The sequence below is a fragment of the Nakamurella panacisegetis genome (assembly GCF_900104535.1).
GTDB lineage: Bacteria > Actinomycetota > Actinomycetes > Mycobacteriales > Nakamurellaceae > Nakamurella > Nakamurella panacisegetis.
Genome location: NZ_LT629710.1, coordinates 4,104,572 through 4,120,300 on the forward strand (window position 1 = coordinate 4,104,572; position 15,729 = coordinate 4,120,300).

At 70.3% G+C, this 15,729-nt stretch carries 14 protein-coding genes; 8 read left to right on the plus strand and 6 right to left on the minus strand.

Going from position 1 to position 15,729, the window contains the following annotated elements; genetic code table 11:
• The first annotated feature begins 127 nt into the window (after nucleotides 1-127).
• From BLS97_RS18430 to BLS97_RS18460, 7 genes are all read left to right on the plus strand, one after another.
• Complete coding sequence (locus BLS97_RS18430; RefSeq protein WP_090478797.1) at nucleotides 128-1,285, plus strand: M24 family metallopeptidase; 1,158 nt, start codon at nucleotides 128-130, stop codon at nucleotides 1,283-1,285.
• On the plus strand, nucleotides 1,282-1,776 hold the full coding sequence (locus BLS97_RS18435; protein WP_090478799.1) for an Lrp/AsnC family transcriptional regulator: 495 nt from the start codon (nucleotides 1,282-1,284) through the stop codon (nucleotides 1,774-1,776). The genes BLS97_RS18430 and BLS97_RS18435 overlap by 4 nt, the downstream gene beginning before the upstream one ends.
• A gap of 38 nt (nucleotides 1,777-1,814) precedes the next feature.
• Nucleotides 1,815-3,929 carry a prolyl oligopeptidase family serine peptidase gene (locus tag BLS97_RS18440; RefSeq protein WP_090478802.1) on the plus strand — a complete coding sequence of 705 codons (2,115 nt, stop codon included), beginning with the start codon at nucleotides 1,815-1,817 and terminating at the stop codon, nucleotides 3,927-3,929.
• A gap of 164 nt (nucleotides 3,930-4,093) precedes the next feature.
• Complete coding sequence (locus BLS97_RS18445) at nucleotides 4,094-5,446, plus strand: MDR family MFS transporter (protein WP_090482609.1); 1,353 nt, start codon at nucleotides 4,094-4,096, stop codon at nucleotides 5,444-5,446.
• A 47-nt stretch (nucleotides 5,447-5,493) separates the two neighbouring features.
• Nucleotides 5,494-7,125, plus strand: a complete 1,632-nt coding sequence (locus tag BLS97_RS18450; protein WP_090478806.1) for an amidohydrolase — start codon at nucleotides 5,494-5,496, stop codon at nucleotides 7,123-7,125.
• Nucleotides 7,126-7,180: 55 nt separating this feature from the next.
• The gene (gene lnt / locus BLS97_RS18455) at nucleotides 7,181-8,884 is read left to right on the plus strand and encodes an apolipoprotein N-acyltransferase (RefSeq protein ID WP_090478809.1); all 1,704 of its coding nucleotides are present in this window, start codon (nucleotides 7,181-7,183) and stop codon (nucleotides 8,882-8,884) included.
• Between the two features lie 87 nt (nucleotides 8,885-8,971).
• Entirely contained in the window at nucleotides 8,972-9,763 is a 792-nt protein-coding gene (locus tag BLS97_RS18460; RefSeq protein WP_197676263.1) for a polyprenol monophosphomannose synthase, read from the plus strand.
• A 90-nt stretch (nucleotides 9,764-9,853) separates the two neighbouring features.
• Here BLS97_RS18460 and BLS97_RS18465 read toward each other — a convergent pair whose 3' ends face one another.
• From BLS97_RS18465 to BLS97_RS18475, 3 genes are all read right to left on the minus strand, one after another.
• Nucleotides 9,854-10,195, minus strand: a complete 342-nt coding sequence (locus tag BLS97_RS18465; protein ID WP_090478812.1) for an RNA polymerase-binding protein RbpA — start codon at nucleotides 10,193-10,195, stop codon at nucleotides 9,854-9,856.
• A gap of 438 nt (nucleotides 10,196-10,633) precedes the next feature.
• Nucleotides 10,634-11,323: a thymidine kinase gene (locus BLS97_RS18470; protein WP_090478814.1), complete on the minus strand. Its 690-nt coding sequence runs from the start codon at nucleotides 11,321-11,323 to the stop codon at nucleotides 10,634-10,636.
• 169 nt (nucleotides 11,324-11,492) lie between these two features.
• A complete protein-coding gene (locus BLS97_RS18475) occupies nucleotides 11,493-12,260 on the minus strand; it encodes a glycerophosphodiester phosphodiesterase (RefSeq protein ID WP_090478817.1) in 768 nt (255 codons plus the stop codon).
• 61 nt (nucleotides 12,261-12,321) lie between these two features.
• Here BLS97_RS18475 and BLS97_RS18480 point away from each other — a divergent pair, with 61 nt between their 5' ends.
• A complete protein-coding gene (locus BLS97_RS18480; protein ID WP_090478820.1) occupies nucleotides 12,322-12,684 on the plus strand; it encodes a hypothetical protein in 363 nt (120 codons plus the stop codon).
• A gap of 183 nt (nucleotides 12,685-12,867) precedes the next feature.
• Here the strand turns inward: BLS97_RS18480 and BLS97_RS18485 are convergent, their stop codons facing one another.
• The 3 genes from BLS97_RS18485 to BLS97_RS18495 form a co-directional block, all read right to left on the minus strand.
• Nucleotides 12,868-14,025 carry a metallophosphoesterase gene (locus BLS97_RS18485; protein WP_090478823.1) on the minus strand — a complete coding sequence of 386 codons (1,158 nt, stop codon included), beginning with the start codon at nucleotides 14,023-14,025 and terminating at the stop codon, nucleotides 12,868-12,870.
• A 29-nt stretch (nucleotides 14,026-14,054) separates the two neighbouring features.
• A complete protein-coding gene (locus BLS97_RS18490; protein ID WP_090478826.1) occupies nucleotides 14,055-15,185 on the minus strand; it encodes a M48 family metallopeptidase in 1,131 nt (376 codons plus the stop codon).
• Nucleotides 15,186-15,295: 110 nt separating this feature from the next.
• The gene (locus tag BLS97_RS18495; RefSeq protein WP_090478828.1) at nucleotides 15,296-15,637 is read right to left on the minus strand and encodes a GNAT family N-acetyltransferase; all 342 of its coding nucleotides are present in this window, start codon (nucleotides 15,635-15,637) and stop codon (nucleotides 15,296-15,298) included.
• Nucleotides 15,638-15,729: the final 92 nt, after the last annotated feature.

The following is a 15,729-nucleotide window of genomic DNA, read 5'->3' on the forward strand; positions in this document are numbered from 1 at the left end:
CCGGGGACGTTACCGGCCCGTGGGTCACCTCGCGGCCGGAGGAACGACCCATCCCGGTGGATCCGGGGGGACGGTCGGGGTGACCACGGCAATAAGTCCGTCCAACCGGCCGGTTAAGCTGCCGATCATGTCCGCCGATTCGGTTCCCGCAGGAATTCCCACCGCTGGGGGAGAGTCGGCCTTCGCCGATCGCCTGACCCGCCTCGGCGCCCAGGCCGCGAAGGCCGGAGCCGACGTGGTGATCATCTCGCCCGGGGCCGATCTGGCCTATTTCGCCGGCCACTCGGTGCCCTCGCACGAACGCCTGACGGCGCTGGTCGTTCCGGTCGAGGGTGATCCGCAGATGGTGGTTCCGGCCCTGGAGCGGCCCGGTTGGACCGGCAGCCCGATCGAGCATCTCGGGGTTCCGTTCAGCACCTGGACCGACGGCATGGATCCGTACCAGGTGCTCGTCGCGCTACTTCCGGCCGGCGCCCGGGTACTGGCCGTCGACTACCACATGCCCGCGGTCCATGCCCTCGGGATCTCCTGGGCCGTACCGGGTTCGGAGCTGACCCTGGCCGGCGAGGCGATCGGCGAGCTACGCATGCGCAAGGAGGAGGACGAGATCGCGGCCCTGGCCGAGGTCGGTGCCGCCATCGACCGGGTCCACGGACGCGTCGGCGAGTTCCTCCGCGCCGGCCGCACCGAGGCCGAGGTGGCGGCCGACATCGCCGCGGCCATCGTGGAGGAGGGCCACACGCAGGCCGAGTTCGTCATCGTGGCGTCCGGGGTGAACGGGGCCAGCCCACACCACGAGGCGTCCGAAAAGGTGATCGAGCCGGGTGACCCGGTGGTCGTCGACATCGGCGGCCCGAACCGGACCGGGTACTACTCCGACTGCACCCGGACCTACCGCGTCGCCGGTCCGTCGAGCGATCCGGACGTCGAGGAGATCTACGAGATCGTCCGCCGAGCCCAACAGGCCGGCATCGACGCCGTCCGCCCTGGGGTCTCGGCGGAATCGATCGACCGGGCCTCCCGCGCCGTGATCGAGGCGGCCGGGTACGGCCAGTACTTCATCACCCGCACCGGCCACGGCATCGGCCTGGAGGTGCACGAGCACCCGTACATGGTCTCCGGCAACACCTTGCCGCTCGAGGTCGGCATGGCGTTCTCGATCGAGCCGGGGATCTATCTACCGGGTCGATTCGGCGTGCGCATCGAGGACGTCGTGGTCGTCGGTGCAGACGGGGCCATCCTGATGAACCGGGCCGACAAAGCCCTGCGGACCGTGGGGGGATGAGCGGCATGCTCGAGGACATCGACGCCCGGATTGCCGCGGTCCTCGCGGCCGACGGCCGCTGCTCCTACACCGAACTGGCCGACAAGGTCGGGCTGTCGGTGTCGGCCGTGCACCAGCGGGTACGCCGGCTGGAACAACGGGGCGTGATCCGCGGCTACGCGGCGAGGATCGACGGTGAACAGATCGGCCTGCCGCTGACCGCCTTCGTCTCGCTGACCCCGATCGATCCGGCCGAACCGGACGACTACCCGCAGCGCCTGCTCCCGCTGCCGCAGATCGAGGCCTGCTACTCGGTGGCCGGGGTCGAGTCCTACATCGTCAAGGTACGGGTGGCGTCGCCGTCCGCTCTTGAGGCCCTGCTGGCCCAGATCCGGGCCACGGCGAACGTGTCGACCCGCACCACGGTGGTGCTGTCCACCCCGTTCGAGGACCGCCCGATCACGGTCGGCGGTGCGACCCCCGAGTCGACGACGCGGGCCGAGCACACCTGACGCACCGTCGCGACGGCCGGGCGTGATCTGATCGAGCCATGCCCGATCATGCTCTGACCTACCCCCATACCGACCGCGACGACACGAGCGACGTACTGCACGGCATCACGGTCGCCGACCCTTATCGGTATCTGGAGGATCCGGATGCCCCCCGCACGGTGGCTTTCGTCGACGCCCAGAACGCGCTGTCCCGGCCGTATCTCGCGACGCTGCCGGCCCAGGCCGCATTCGCCTCCCACATGACGAACCTGCTGACCGCGCCCCGTTTCGGCGTGCCCTGGCGTCGCGGTGACCACTACTTCATGATCGCCAATCCGGGCCACCTGGACCAGGATCAGGTGTTCGCGTCCACGTCCCTGGACGAACTGAGCGTGGGGAACGGCCACCTGCTGATCGACCCGAACACCTGGAGCGCCGACGGCACCGCCGCTCTGACCGGCCTCCAGGTGAGCGACGACGGCACCCTCGCCGGGTACACCCGCTCCGACGCCGGATCCGACTGGAAGACGATCGCGCTGGTTGACGTCATCTCCGGCACCGAACGGCCGGACCGGCTCGACGGCGCGAAGTGGCTCGACCCGATCTGGATGCCCGACGGCGCCTCGTTCCTGTACTGGCACTACCCGGAGGTCTCGGTGCCGTCCGACGACGCCACCGACTCCGGGGCCTACACGGACGAGACCGGGGTCGGGCAACTGGCCCTGCACCGGCTCGGGCAGCCCCAGGCCGACGACGAGGTGATCTGGTCGAGGCCAGAGGCCAAGGAGTGGATGGTCGGCCCGTGGGTCAGCGACGACGGGCGCTGGCTGGTGCTCACCGCTTCGCCCGGCACCGACTCCCGGACCACGATCACGGTCCGGCGGATCGAGACCGATGCCGATGGCCGCAGCCGGGTGCGTCCGGATGAGACGCCGGTGGTCGCGGAGCTGGCCGACGCCCACTCGGTGGTCGGGGCCGACGGCGACGTGCTCTACCTGCGGACCGAGCGTCACGCGCCGGCCGGCCGTCTGGTCGCCGTCGATCTGGAGCACCCGGACGCGCCCTGGCGGACGATTCTGAGCGGCACGCCGGACCGGATCCTGTCCGACGTGGCCATGGCCCGTGACACCTTCGTCACCGTCTGGTCGGTGGACACCGCGTCCCGACTCGAGATCACCGACCGCCGCGGCGTCGTCGTGGCCGCCCCCGAGCTGGGGGATCTGGTGTCCTTCACCGCGCTCCGATCCCGGGCGTCGGACACGGAGATCTTCGTCGGCACCACCGGTTTCGACCACCGGGCCCGGAACTACCGGATCACCACCGACGGCGTCGTCACCGAGTTGCCGCGCCCGGCCGGAGCGGTCGTGCTGCCCGAGGTGACCGCCGAGCGCCGCACGGCGCCGTCGTCCGACGGAACGCCGGTACCGATGAGCGTCGTCCGGCGGGCCGACCTGCCGCCCGGACCCCACCCGACCCTGTTGTACGGGTACGGCGGATTCGACATCGCGGTGCCACCCAGCTTCTCGGCCCTGTTCGCCGGGTGGATCGCCGCGGGCGGCGTGCTGGTGGTGGCGAACCTGCGGGGCGGGGGAGAGTTCGGCACCGCCTGGCACGAGGCCGGCATGCGGCAGCACAAGCAGCGGGTCTTCGACGACCTGTACGGGTGCGCCGAGGCCCTGATCGCCGACGGCACCACCAGTGCCGCCCAGCTGGCGGTGCACGGTCGCAGCAACGGGGGCCTGCTGGTCGGCGCGGCCATCACGCAACGGCCGGAACTGTTCGCCGCGGCGCTGCCCACGGTCGGGGTGATGGACATGCTGCGCTTCCACCGGTTCACCATCGGCTGGGCCTGGACCAGCGAGTACGGCAGCCCCGACCGTGCGGAGGACTTCCCGGTGCTGCACGCCTACTCGCCCCTGCACGCGCTCCGGGAGGGTGTCCGCTATCCGCCGACGCTCATCAGCACCGGCGACCACGACGACCGCGTGGTGCCCGCCCACTCGCTGAAATTCGGGGCGCAGATGCAGTTCTGCCAGGCCGGCCCGGGTCCGGTGCTGATGCGGATCGACACCCGGGCCGGGCACGGCGTGGGCAAGCCGGCCCGGGCGCTGGCCCAGGAGTACGCCGATCAGCTCGCCTTCGCCGCGCGGTGGACCGGGCTGAGGTCGGACTGAGGGTCATCGGGCCCGGCGGGCTTCGTTAGCATGGGGAAAATGTCCGAGATCCTGCTGACGAACGAGCCCCGACTGTGACGACGACCGACAAGAAGACCAGTCCGACCGACGTCCCCGTCGGGGTCGGGTTCCGCTCCGAACGGGGCCCGGTGCTGATCTCCTTGATGTTGGCGACCTCCCTGGTCGCGCTGGACTCGACCATCATCGCCACGGCCGTCCCCTCGGTGGTGAAGACCCTGGGTGGCTTCGCCGAGTTCCCCTGGCTGTTCTCGATCTACCTGCTGGCGCAGGCGGTGTCGGTGCCGATCTACGCCAAGGTGGCCGACATGTTCGGCCGGAAGCCGGTGATCCTGCTGGGAATCGGGCTGTTCCTCGTCGGGTCGATCCTGTGCGGGGTGGCCTGGAGCATGCCGGCCCTGATCGCGTTCCGGGCCCTGCAGGGCCTCGGCGCCGGGGCGGTGCAGCCGATGAGCATCACCATCGTGGGCGACATCTACACCCTGCAGGAGCGGGCCAGGGTGCAGGGCTACCTGGCCAGCGTCTGGGGCATCTCGGCCGTCGTCGGGCCGGCGTTGGGCGGTGTGTTCAGCGAGTGGGTCTCCTGGCGGTGGATCTTCTTCGTGAACATCCCGATGTGCTTCCTGGCCGGGTGGATGCTGTGGCGCCGGTTCCACGAGAACGTCGTCCGCCAGCCGCACCGGATCGACTACCTCGGTGCCGTCCTGCTCACCGTCGGCTGCTCCCTGCTGATCCTGGGCCTGCTGGAAGGCGGTCAGAGCTGGGCCTGGGACTCCGCCGTTGGCATCTCCGTCTTCGTCATCGGACTGCTCTCGCTGACGGCGTTCGTCTTCGTGGAGCGCGGGGCCGCCGAACCGGTCCTCCCGCTGTGGATCTTCCGGCGCCGGGTGCTGGTCAGTGGCAGCGCCGTCTCGCTGGCCGTCGGCGCGGTGCTGCTGGGCCTGACCTCCTATGTCCCGACCTACGTCCAGACCGTGCTCGGCGCCGGTCCGCTGGTCGCGGGGTTCGCGCTGGCCACCCTGACCATCGGCTGGCCGATCGCGGCCTCCCTGGCCGGCCGGCTCTACCTGCGCATCGGGTTCCGGTCCACCGTGCTGATCGGCGGCGCGGTGGCTCTGGCCGGGACGGCGCTGACCGTCGGGCTGGGACGGCACTCGTCGATCTGGACGGTCGGAATCGACTGCTTCGTCATCGGGGTCGGACTCGGACTGGTGGCCAGCCCGACGCTGGTCGCCGCGCAGTCCAGCGTCGGGTGGGCCGAGCGCGGCGTCGTGACCGGGACCAACATGTTCAGCCGATCGATCGGCAGCGCCGTCGGCGTGGCCCTGTTCGGTGCCCTGGCCAACTCCGTTCTGAACGCCTCCGGCCACCCCGACCAGTCGGCCGCGGCCGTCAATGTGGCGTCCCACCACGTGTTCGTCGCCATCGTGGTCGCCTGCGCCGTCATGGTGCTGGCCTCCGTCCTGCTGCCGGCCCGCCGGAATCAGGTGGTCGTCTGATCGTGCTTGACTGACCCGGTGAGCACCGGACGAACGAGCGTGACCCGATGACGACGACCCTGTTCCGCGGTGGGCGCGTGCACACCGCCGCCGACCCGGAGGCCACCGCCCTGGCCGTCACCGACGGGGTGATCAGCTGGATCGGCGGGGAACACGCGGTCGAGATGGCCGGTCGCCCCGACCACGTGGTTCAGCTCGACGGTGCCCTGGTCGCACCGGGATTCGTCGATGCCCACGTGCACAGCACGGACGCCGGTCTGGCCCTGATCGGCCTCGACCTGTCGGCCGCGACGACCCTCGCGGACTGCCTGGTCCGGATCGCGAGCGCGGCGAACGCCGTCGAGCCCGGAGGCCTGGTGTGGGGACACGGCTGGGACGAGACCCGGTGGCCGGAGAACCGGCCGCCGACGCGGGCCGAGATCGACGCCGCGGTCGGGGACCGCCCGACCTACTTGAGCCGGGTCGACGTGCATTCCGCCCTGGTCAGCACGACACTGGCGGCCGGGTTGCCCGATCTCGCCCTCCATCCCGACATCCCGCCGACCCGCGGCGCCCACCACGCGGTCCGGAACCGGGCCAAGGCGTTGCTCACCCCGGAGCGCCGCACGCAGGCCCAGACGGCGTTCCTGACGGCGGCGGCCGCGGCCGGCATCGTCGAGGTGCACGAGTGTGCGAGCGGCGACGAGCCCGGCCGCGCCGACCTGGCTTCCCTGCTGGCGCTGGACGTGCCGATCTCGGTGCTGGGCTACCTGGCCTCGGCGGTCGCCGACCCGGCGGAGGCCACCGCATTGCTGCGTCTGACCGGGGCCGTGGCGCTGGCCGGCGATCTGTCCGTCGACGGGGCCATCGGTTCCCGGACGGCCGCCCTGACCTCTCCGTACGCCGACGACCCGCAGGCTTGTGGCACCCGGTACCTGAGCGACGACGAATTGACCGACCATCTGTGGGCCTGCGCCGTGGCCGGCGTCCAGCCCGGCTTCCACGCGATCGGCGACGACGGGGTGAGCGCGGTCGGCCGGGCCCTGCGCCGGGCGATCGACCGGCTCGGCCCGAACGGAACGGTGAAGTTGGCCGGCGTGGTGCCCCGCATCGAGCACGCCGAGATGGCCGACGCCGAGGCCATCGCCGCGTTCGCGGCGACCGGGACCGTGGCCAGCGTGCAACCCATGTTCGACGCCGAATGGGGCGGAGACCAAGGCATGTACGCCCGCCGGCTGGGGGCCGACCGCGCCCGCCCGATGAACCCGTTCGCCGCCCTCGCCTCGGCCGGGGTCGCCCTGGCCCTCGGCTCCGACGCCCCGGTCACCGCGGCCCGGCCGTGGCAGGCCGTGCAGGCCGCGGTCCATCACCACACCGCCGGGTCCGGCCTGTCGCCCCGCGCCGCGTTCACGGCCCACACCCGCGGCGGCCACCGGGCCGCCGGCCGCACCGACCGGGGAGTGGGCACCATTGCGGTGGGCGCTCCGGCCCACCTGGCGATCTTCGCCGCGGGCGAGCTGGTGCGCCCGGCGGCGAACCCGCGGGTGGCGCGATGGTCGACCGACCCGCGATCCCGGGTTCCGCTGCTGCCGGACCTCACCCCGGGGGCGGGCCTCCCGACCACCCTCGCCACTCTGGTCGGCGGACGGGTGGCGTTCGACACCGGCCTGCTGGCCGACCTCACCGAATCCGTCGGCTGAGGAGATCATCTCCGGGCTGACGAGTTGATCACCCGAGTCGCACTACGCTGATCCGGTGGCATCTCCCGCGGTCGATCGCGCCCCGTCCGCCGACCTCGTGCGGCTAACCCGGAAACGGCTGCAGCAGTCGGGCCATCCCGGCCGCCTGCACCGGTGGAAGGCTTCGCTGCTCGGTGTGGGCGGACTGCGTGTCCTGGCCGCCGTCGTCGGGGGCTATGCGCTCAATCTGTCCTTCGCACCGACCACGTTGTGGTGGATGGCACCCGTCGGGCTGGCCCTGCTCGGCCTGTCGGTGCACGGCCGCCGGCTCCGGCCGGCCCTTGGCCTCGGCCTTCTGTTCGGCCTGGCCTTCTACCTCCCGCTGCTCAACTGGACGACGGTGTACGTCGGGCCGGTGGCCACCGCGCTGGCGGTGGCCGAGGCGCTGCTGACCATGCCCGTCGGTGCCCTGATCGCGTCGGCGTCGCGCCGCCTTCCGCTGTGGCCGATCTGGGCCGCCGCGGCCTGGATCGCCGCTGAGGCGCTGCGGGCCAGGTTCCCGTTCGGCGGCTTCCCCTGGGGCGGCATCGCCTACTCGCAGCCCGACGGCCCGCTGCTGCCCGCCGCGTCGCTCCTGGGGGCCTCGGGGCTGGCCTTCCTCACCGCGTTGGCCGGGTTCGCTCTCAGCGGCCTGGCCCGTGCCGTCTGGAACCACCGCCGGCACCTGCGCCCCATGCTGCTGCTGGCGCCGGTGATGCTGGTCGCCGTGCCGTTCGTGCTGGGCGTCGTGGGCCTGCGGACCGAGCAGAGCGGGTCCGACGCGCCCCACAAGACGATCGCCGTCGTCCAGGGGAACGTGCCGCAGCCCGGGCTGGAGTTCAATGCCCGCCGGCGGGCCGTCACCGACATGCACGTCAAGGAGACGCAGAAGCTGGCGGCGGCGGTGAGGGCGGGGACGGCGCCGAAACCGGAGCTCGTCATCTGGCCGGAGAACGCCTCCGACATCGACCCGTACACCAATTCCGACGCGTTCGCCGAGATCGATCAGGCGGTCAGGGACATCGGTGTGCCCACCCTGGTCGGAGCGGTGGTCGGCGCCGGCCAGCCGGGGCAGAGCTACAACATGGGCATCGTCTGGGATCCGGTGACCGGCCCGGCGGCCAAGCTGTCGGACCAGACCTACAGCAAGATGCACCCGGTGCCGTTCGGCGAGTACATGCCGTGGCGGTCGTTCTTCCGGATCTTCTCCGCCAAGGTCGACCTGCAGCAGGGTGAGTTCCTGCCCGGGCGGCGTCCCGGCAACCTCACCATGAACGGCGTGAAGATCGGCGACGTCATCTGTTTCGAGGTGGTCTACGACGGCATCGTCCGCGACGTGGTCAAGGGTGGGGCGCAGGTCCTGGTGGTGCAGACCAACAACGCCACCTTCGGCTACACCAACGAGACCTACCAGCAGCAGGCGATGAGTCGCGTGCGGGCCGTGGAACACGGGCGGGAGGTGCTGATCTCCTCGACCAGCGGGGTGTCGGCGGTGATCCGGCCGGACGGCAGCGTGGAGTCCTCCATCGGGTTGTTCACCGCCGGCTACATGGACGCCTCGGTGCCCCTGATCTCGGCCACGACGCCGGGAACGGTCATCGGGGGTCCGCTGGAATGGGTGCTGGCCATCGGCTTCCTGGCCGGCCTGGCTTTCGTGACGGTGCGGGAACGCCGCCGTCGGAACTCCGGCACCGGCGATTCGACGGGCGCCGAGTCGTCCCCCGGTCCCGCGACCGCATAGGTTGGGAACCTGGCTTGGCAAGGCGGCAGGTACACGACGGTCATCGGGCGGTTGTTCGACAACGCCCTCGAAGGAGAAACAACACCCGTGAGTTCCGAGGAAAGCGTCGACGCGAACGAGACCGGCGAGAGGGTTCTCGTGATCATCCCGACGTTCAACGAGCGGGAGAATCTGCCCCGCATCCTGGACCGGGTCCGGGCCGCAGTGCCGGATGTCCACGTCCTGGTGGTGGACGACGGCAGCCCGGACGGGACGGGTCTGATCGCCGACGAGCGGGCCGCCGCGGATGACCGGATCGCCGTGCTGCACCGCACCGAGAAGAACGGCCTCGGGCCGGCCTACTTCGCCGGTTTCGGCTGGGGCCTCGATCACGGTTTCGACGTGCTGGTGGAGATGGACGCCGATGGGTCGCACGCACCCGAGCAACTGCCGCGGCTGCTGACCGCACTGGATCACGCGGACCTGGTGATCGGATCGCGCTACGTCCCGGGCGGTTCGGTCGTCAACTGGCCCAAACGCCGGGAGCTGCTGTCCAAGGGCGGAAACCTGTACTCCCGGCTCGCCCTCGGCGTATCGGTCAAGGACATCACGGCCGGCTACCGGGCCTACCGGGCCAAGGTGATCCGGGCCATTCCGCTCAACGAGGTCGCCTCCCACGGCTACTGCTTCCAGGTCGATCTGGCCTGGCGGACCATCCTGGGCGGATTCCGGGTGGTGGAGGTGCCGATCACTTTCACCGAGCGCGAGATCGGTGTGTCCAAGATGAGCGGGAACATCGTCCGTGAGGCCCTGATCAAGGTCACGCTCTGGGGTGCGGCGCATCGCTGGCAGCAGATCAAGGGGCTGTTCAGCAGGTCGGGCGAGCGGGTCAGCCGCTGATCGGCGGCTCCGCCCGAGATCGACCCCCAGATGCAGATCGGCCCCGCTCCGGAAGTCCGGAGCGGGGCCGATCTAGTTGGCCGTTCTGGTTCAGGAAGCGGTACGACGGGCCTTGAGCTCGGCCAGACGCTCACCCAGGATCTCTTCCAGTTCGGCGATGGAGCGACGCTCCAGCAGCATGTCCCAGTGGGTACGCGGCGGCTTGACCGCCTTGCCCTCGGGAGCCGAGCCGTCGATCAGAGCGGACTCGAGGCCGTGCATCCGGCAGTCCCAGACCGCCGGAACCTCGGCGTCGTCGGCCATCGGTACGGTGAACTCGTGGCCCCTCGGGCAACGGAAGGTCGCCGTGCGGCGCGGTGCCAGGTCGTGATTGCGATCAGCCTCGTAACTGGTGCTTCCGAGGCGACTTCCGCGTAGGACGCGGTCAGCCATGGTGTTCCTTTCGCATCGTTCGTCCGGGGCCACGCAAGAGCGTGGTTCCGGGGCCGGCGAAAATTCACCGGCTGGTTGCCCTTTGGGGCGCTACCGAGTGGTAACGCTGTCAGAGGGTGGTTCGTTCCCGATCGACCGTCGGATGGTCCGGCGGCCGGCGGAATTGCGACATGGTTCCCTCGTCGCCCGATGATGTGACGACCGATCCGGTCGTCCGTCACGCCTGTCGTCCCCCGGCAATCTGACCATGTCGAAGGCGGCCCCACGATGAGCGGCGACCTTGAACGTTAGCGCACTGCCGACCGCAAGCGGGCGCACAGTACCAGGAACCGCCGCACATGGTGATGGGTTCCACACCGGGACCGGAATCCGGTCGGTCTGGAAATAGGACCGTCAGGTCGAAGGTCGTCGCGTAGCGGCCCCGATGTTGGCGCGTGATCAGCTGTCGAGCGGGAACGTACCGGCTCCGGCGGTCGGCCCCAGGTCGCCCTGCCGATGGTGTCGCCGGCACAGGACCTTGTAGTGAACCGCGGCCGCGGCCTCGGTATCGGCCACGACGACCCGGGCCCCGGACTTGGCCACCACCCCGTCCACCACCCGCGCGTTGAACCGGCCCGGCCGGCCGCACCAGCACAGCACCTCGACCTGCAGGGGCACTGATTCGTCGGCGAGCTCGAACAACCGCGCCGACCCCGGGAACAAATTGCCGAGGAAATCCGTGGCGATTCCGAAGGCGTAGACGTCGATACCGGAGTCGTCGGCCAGCTGTGCCATCTGCTCCACCTGGGCCGGGGTGAAGAACTGGGCCTCGTCCACGATCAGGTAGTCGACGCGGACGCCGGCCGCCCAGGACCGGCCGACCAGTTCGGCCAGGTCCTCGCGGTCGTCGACTTCGGTCGCCGGCTTGACGATCCCGACGCGGGAGCTGATCTGGGGGATGGCTGACCGGTCGTAGCGGGTGAGCAGCAGTCCGCGGAAGCCGGCCTTGCCGCGGTTGTGGTCGAGCTGGAGCGCCAGCGTCGACTTGCCGCAGTCCATCGGTCCGTAGAAGAACTTCAGAACCCCGGGAGCTTCACCGCCGGCACCCAACTGATCGGGCAGGGGGGTCGCCGGATCCGGAGCGCTCATCGCGGGCCGGACGCGGCCGACGTGATCCGTGCGTCCCGCACCCGCCCGCTTGGCAATGGCGTCGTCGCGGTGACCGGGGGAGCAGAGCTGAGCGGACTGGGCACCAGCGGACTGTACGCACTGCCTGGGCGGGGAGCCGAATGCGGCGCGGCCGATCCGGACGGCTGTGTCAGGCGGGGTTCCACTGACCGCGCTCGTTCAGGACGGATCGGAGTACGTCAGGGCGGTCGGTCATGATGCCGTCGACACCCAGGTCGAGGAGTCGCCGCATCTCGTCGGCCTCGTTGATCGTCCAGACGTGCACCTCGATGCCGGACCGGTGGGCGGCCGCCACGAAGGCCGGATTGACCACGCCGACCGGGCCGTACCGGACCGGGACCTGAGCGGCCAGGGCGCCGGGCGTCCTGGGTGTGATGTGCAGGCGTGCCGACGCGGCCAGACGGCCCACTCCACGTGGCCCGAGAGACGTCGCCACACCTGGGCCGAGGGCCTGCCGCAGGGTGGTCAGCCGACGGTCGGAGAACGAACCGAGCCCCACTCGGTCCAGGGCTCCGGAGGCCCGGAGCAGGTCGATCAGCGGCCCGACCGCGCGGTCCGACTTGGGGTCGATGTTGAAGCGGGTGGTCGGGAACGCGGCCAGGACGTCGGCCATCAGGGGTATCGGCTCCCGCCCACCGATTCGGGCCTGCCTGACCTGATCCCACCGCAGGTCGGCGATCCGGCCCCGCCTGTCGGTGACCCTGTCCAGGTGGGAGTCGTGGAAGGCGACGAGCACTCCGTCGGCCGTGGCGTGGACGTCCGTCTCCAGGTACCCGTAGCCCTCGTCGACCGCCCGCCGGAAGGCGGCCATGGAGTTCTCGCAGCCGGCGAGATCGCCGATGTGCCAACCACGGTGGGCGAAGGCACGCGGGCCCGATCCGTCGAGGTAGGCCGTCATGGGACAGAAGTCTGTCATGTCGCGGTCGGTTTGCCGACGGCCCTTGGTTTACCGTGATCGGATGCCTGCCGTGGAATCCGCGATGATCGCGCCGGCCGCCGGTCGGGCTCCGGCCCGGTGCGGCTGGTGCGGACGCGAGCTCCCGTCCGCCGGGACGGTCGGGCGCCGGCGTCGCTACTGCACCCAATCCTGTCGACAACGGGCATACGAGAACCGCAACGCGCTGCAGCGTGGCGAACTGCCATCCGACGCGGTGGTGCTGACCGTCGACGAGCGCGACGATCTGGCTGACCGCCTGTACCAGGCCCGGTGTGCGGCCGAGGACGTCTCCACCGCTCTGCTGGAAGGTGCGTCGGCGGCCGAGCTGGGTCCGCTGGTCGCCGAGATGCTCGTGGCCGCGCGGGCGGCCGAGCGGATCCGCTGAGCCCAGTCCGCCGGGCCGGGAACCCAGGAGGCCGGTTGCCCGTTTGATCGGTTGACCGGGTGCCGGCAAGTCCCCGGGCCTCACATCAGTAAGAGCCGTTGTGGACTACCGCAGCCCCCCGGGCTGGCTGGAGCCATTTCGGTCTGTCGCCCCGAGGCGACTCGGCACCCGGTCCCTTCTCGGTCAGGTCGTGGTGGGGTGGTCCCCGCTTCGCAAGGTCAGCAGCGTGATCTCGCTGGGGGCGAAGATGCGGAACGGCGGTCCCCAGAAGCCGCTCCCTCGGCTCGTGTACAGCTGCGTCCCCTCGCCGTGGTGGGAGAGGCCGTGCAGCGCGCCCTGTTCCGCTCGGACCACCAGATGGAACGGCCACATCTGACCGCCGTGGGTGTGCCCGGACAACTGCAGGCCGACGCCCAGCGGGGCGGACAGCCGGACGGACTTCGGTTGGTGGGCGAGCAGGATCACCGGCAGGTCGGGGTCGGCGTCGGCCAGGGCCGTGGCCAGATCCGCTCCGTGCCCCGGCACCCCTGACCCCTTGGCGGTCAGATCGTCGATCCCGGCCAGTACCAGGCGATCGCCGTCCCGCTCGAGCACGACGTGTCGATTGCGCAGGACGGTCCAGCCCAGTTGATCCATGTGGGCCACCCACTCGGCCGCGCCGGACATGTATTCGTGGTTGCCGGTGATGTACACCCGGGCCAGGGTGGCCTTCGCGTCACCCAGCGGGGCCACCTGCAGACGGCGCCGGGCCACCGACCCGTCCGCGAGATCACCGGCGTGGGCGAGGATGTCCGGTCGCAACTGGTTGACCCGGGCCACCATTCCGGCCGACCACCGGGCCCGGTTGATCGGGCCGTAGTGCGTGTCCGCGATCAGGACGAGGCGCAGCCCGTCGAACGCCGCGCCCAGCCGCGGGAGCGTCACCTCCTGGTTGACCACCCGCGGCACCCGTCTGGCCTGCCAGGTGCCCCACAGGCAGAGGCCGACCACCCAGACCAGTACGGCCACCGCGGCCCATCGGTTCGGGGTGGTCCCGTGCATTCCGGCGACGGCCAGCACCGCCTCGACCAGTCCGCCGAAAATGCTCCACGCGAAAAGCTGCCAGATGATGCCGAGCCACGTGTCGCCGGCCGCGGCCAGCCGGTCGCGGCCGCCCTGCTTGTGCCCCAGCCACATGACGAGCGGGAAGCCGAGCAGGGCAACCACCGCGGCCGCCGTCCCGATGGCCGTGGCGGGCGACGGCCAGTGGGGCATCATCACCAACCCCCACCAGGGAACCCCGTGCAGCAACAGCAGGACGGTGGTCAGGACGGTCAGGAAGACCCAGCGGCGGGAGAGCATCGGTCCATCTTCCGGTGCCGCCCGGGCGGCTACTTGCCCGGCTTGCCCTTCTTGCCCGAATCACCCTTCGGATCGTCGTCCGGCGGTGTGTCGTCCGCCGGCTCCCCGGTCGCGCCGGTGCTCGTGTCGAATCGCTTCCACAGGCCGGTCAACGTGTCGGCGAGGCTTTGCCCGACGTTCTGCGCGGCCCCGCCGAAGTCTTTGCCCACGCTGCGGGCGGTCTGCGTCAGTGGATCGTTCGAGTTGTTGAACCCGTCCCGGTAGCTCTTGGCGGCCGCCTTGATCTCCTCGGAGATCGATGCCTTGGAGTCGTCCTCGCGTCTTGGGTAGTCGCCCGCCATGATCTGCTTGTAGTCGCCGCTCTCGACCCATTTGCGGATCTCGGCCGCACGGACCACCGAGAACGGATGCGATTGCCGTTCCAGGTTCATCAGCTTGAGGACGCCGTCCCGGATGTCGCCGGCCGCTTCGTACTCGGCGGCCTGCTCGAGGAAGGCGACGGTGTCCATCTTGCCAAGGGACGCTCCGCCGGCCAGCTTCATGAAGACGCGCAGCGGCACCTGCGGATCCTGGGCCACCAACATCCCCGCGCGGTCGGCCGACAGCTCGGCCTTGCGGCTCCACTCGTACAGCGCCGCGATGATGGCGCGCAGGGCCAGACCACCGAGCGGCATCCATCCCAGGTTGTCGGCGATGCGCAGCAGGTGGAACAACATGGTCTGGTAGACGGCGTGGCCGCTCATGGCGTGGCCGAGTTCGTGTCCGATCACCCACCGGATCTCGTCCGGGTCGTCCAGGAGGTCGACCATTCCCGTGCTGATGACGATGAACGGCTCGTCCATACCGATGCACATGGCCACCGCGGCCGGATCCTGCCTGATATACAACTCAGGGCGTTTGGGCGAATCCAAGGTAGCGGTGGCATCACTGAGCAGGCGATCGATCTCGGCGAACTGCCGGTCGCTCACCTTGACCGCGGACGACAGATACATCAACCGGTGCTTGCGTTCCCGGAACAGACCGGCCAGGGCCTTGAGGACGGTGTCGAACCCCGGTACCGCGCGCAGGGCGACCAGGGCCGACCGATCGGCCGGATGCTCCCAGGCCCGCGAACTGATCCCCGGAAATGTCACACGCTTCTTCGCCACGGTCCTGGCCATGGATTCCCTCCCCGTTGATCCGTCCCACCCAGTCCGGTCCCGAATGGGCGTGAGACGGTTTCTGCGACCATAGTGCCAAACCCCGACGCAGTTCGGGCCGACGGGCGAAATCAGTGTGCCGGTAGGTCGAATCGCGCTCGGTAGCGGGCCGGGACCAGATCCAGGTACTCCGGGTGACGTTGCACGTAGGACAGGACGAACGGGCAGATCGGCAGCATCCCGTGGCCACCGGCCCGGATCTGGTCGAGCGTGTGGCTGATCAGTTGCGAGCCGAGGCCGCGGCCCTCGAAATCCGAATCGATCTCGGTGTGGACGAGCGCATAGTTGTCCCCCTCCACGCGGTAGTCCAGCAGGCCGGCGGGCGCCCCGTTGACGAACAGCTCGAACCGGTCCTCGACGGTGTTGTCGCGGACGACGACCGAGTCGGACCGGGTCGGTGTGGTGTCTTCCATGCCTCAACGATAGAACCGTCGTCCCGGCCGATCGGTGACCCCTTCGCCCAGAGAGCCCCGCCCGGCCGCGGCGGTGGGGCCTTTGCTCCGGA

Bases quoted from the DNA above. Each gene is read 5' to 3' on its own strand.
- BLS97_RS18485 (WP_090478823.1), bottom strand. From the start codon at position 14,025: ATGCTCTCCCGCCGCTGGGTCTTCCTGACCGTCCTGACCACCGTCCTG.
- BLS97_RS18495 (WP_090478828.1), bottom strand. From the start codon at position 15,637: ATGGAAGACACCACACCGACCCGGTCCGACTCGGTCGTCGTCCGCGAC.
- BLS97_RS18440 (WP_090478802.1), top strand. From the start codon at position 1,815: ATGCCCGATCATGCTCTGACCTACCCCCATACCGACCGCGACGACACG.
- BLS97_RS18435 (WP_090478799.1), top strand. From the start codon at position 1,282: ATGAGCGGCATGCTCGAGGACATCGACGCCCGGATTGCCGCGGTCCTC.
- BLS97_RS18465 (WP_090478812.1), bottom strand. From the start codon at position 10,195: ATGGCTGACCGCGTCCTACGCGGAAGTCGCCTCGGAAGCACCAGTTAC.
- BLS97_RS18480 (WP_090478820.1), top strand. From the start codon at position 12,322: ATGCCTGCCGTGGAATCCGCGATGATCGCGCCGGCCGCCGGTCGGGCT.
- BLS97_RS18475 (WP_090478817.1), bottom strand. From the start codon at position 12,260: ATGACGGCCTACCTCGACGGATCGGGCCCGCGTGCCTTCGCCCACCGT.
- BLS97_RS18470 (WP_090478814.1), bottom strand. From the start codon at position 11,323: ATGAGCGCTCCGGATCCGGCGACCCCCCTGCCCGATCAGTTGGGTGCC.
- BLS97_RS18445 (WP_090482609.1), top strand. From the start codon at position 4,094: ATGTTGGCGACCTCCCTGGTCGCGCTGGACTCGACCATCATCGCCACG.
- BLS97_RS18430 (WP_090478797.1), top strand. From the start codon at position 128: ATGTCCGCCGATTCGGTTCCCGCAGGAATTCCCACCGCTGGGGGAGAG.
- BLS97_RS18450 (WP_090478806.1), top strand. From the start codon at position 5,494: ATGACGACGACCCTGTTCCGCGGTGGGCGCGTGCACACCGCCGCCGAC.
- BLS97_RS18490 (WP_090478826.1), bottom strand. From the start codon at position 15,185: ATGGCCAGGACCGTGGCGAAGAAGCGTGTGACATTTCCGGGGATCAGT.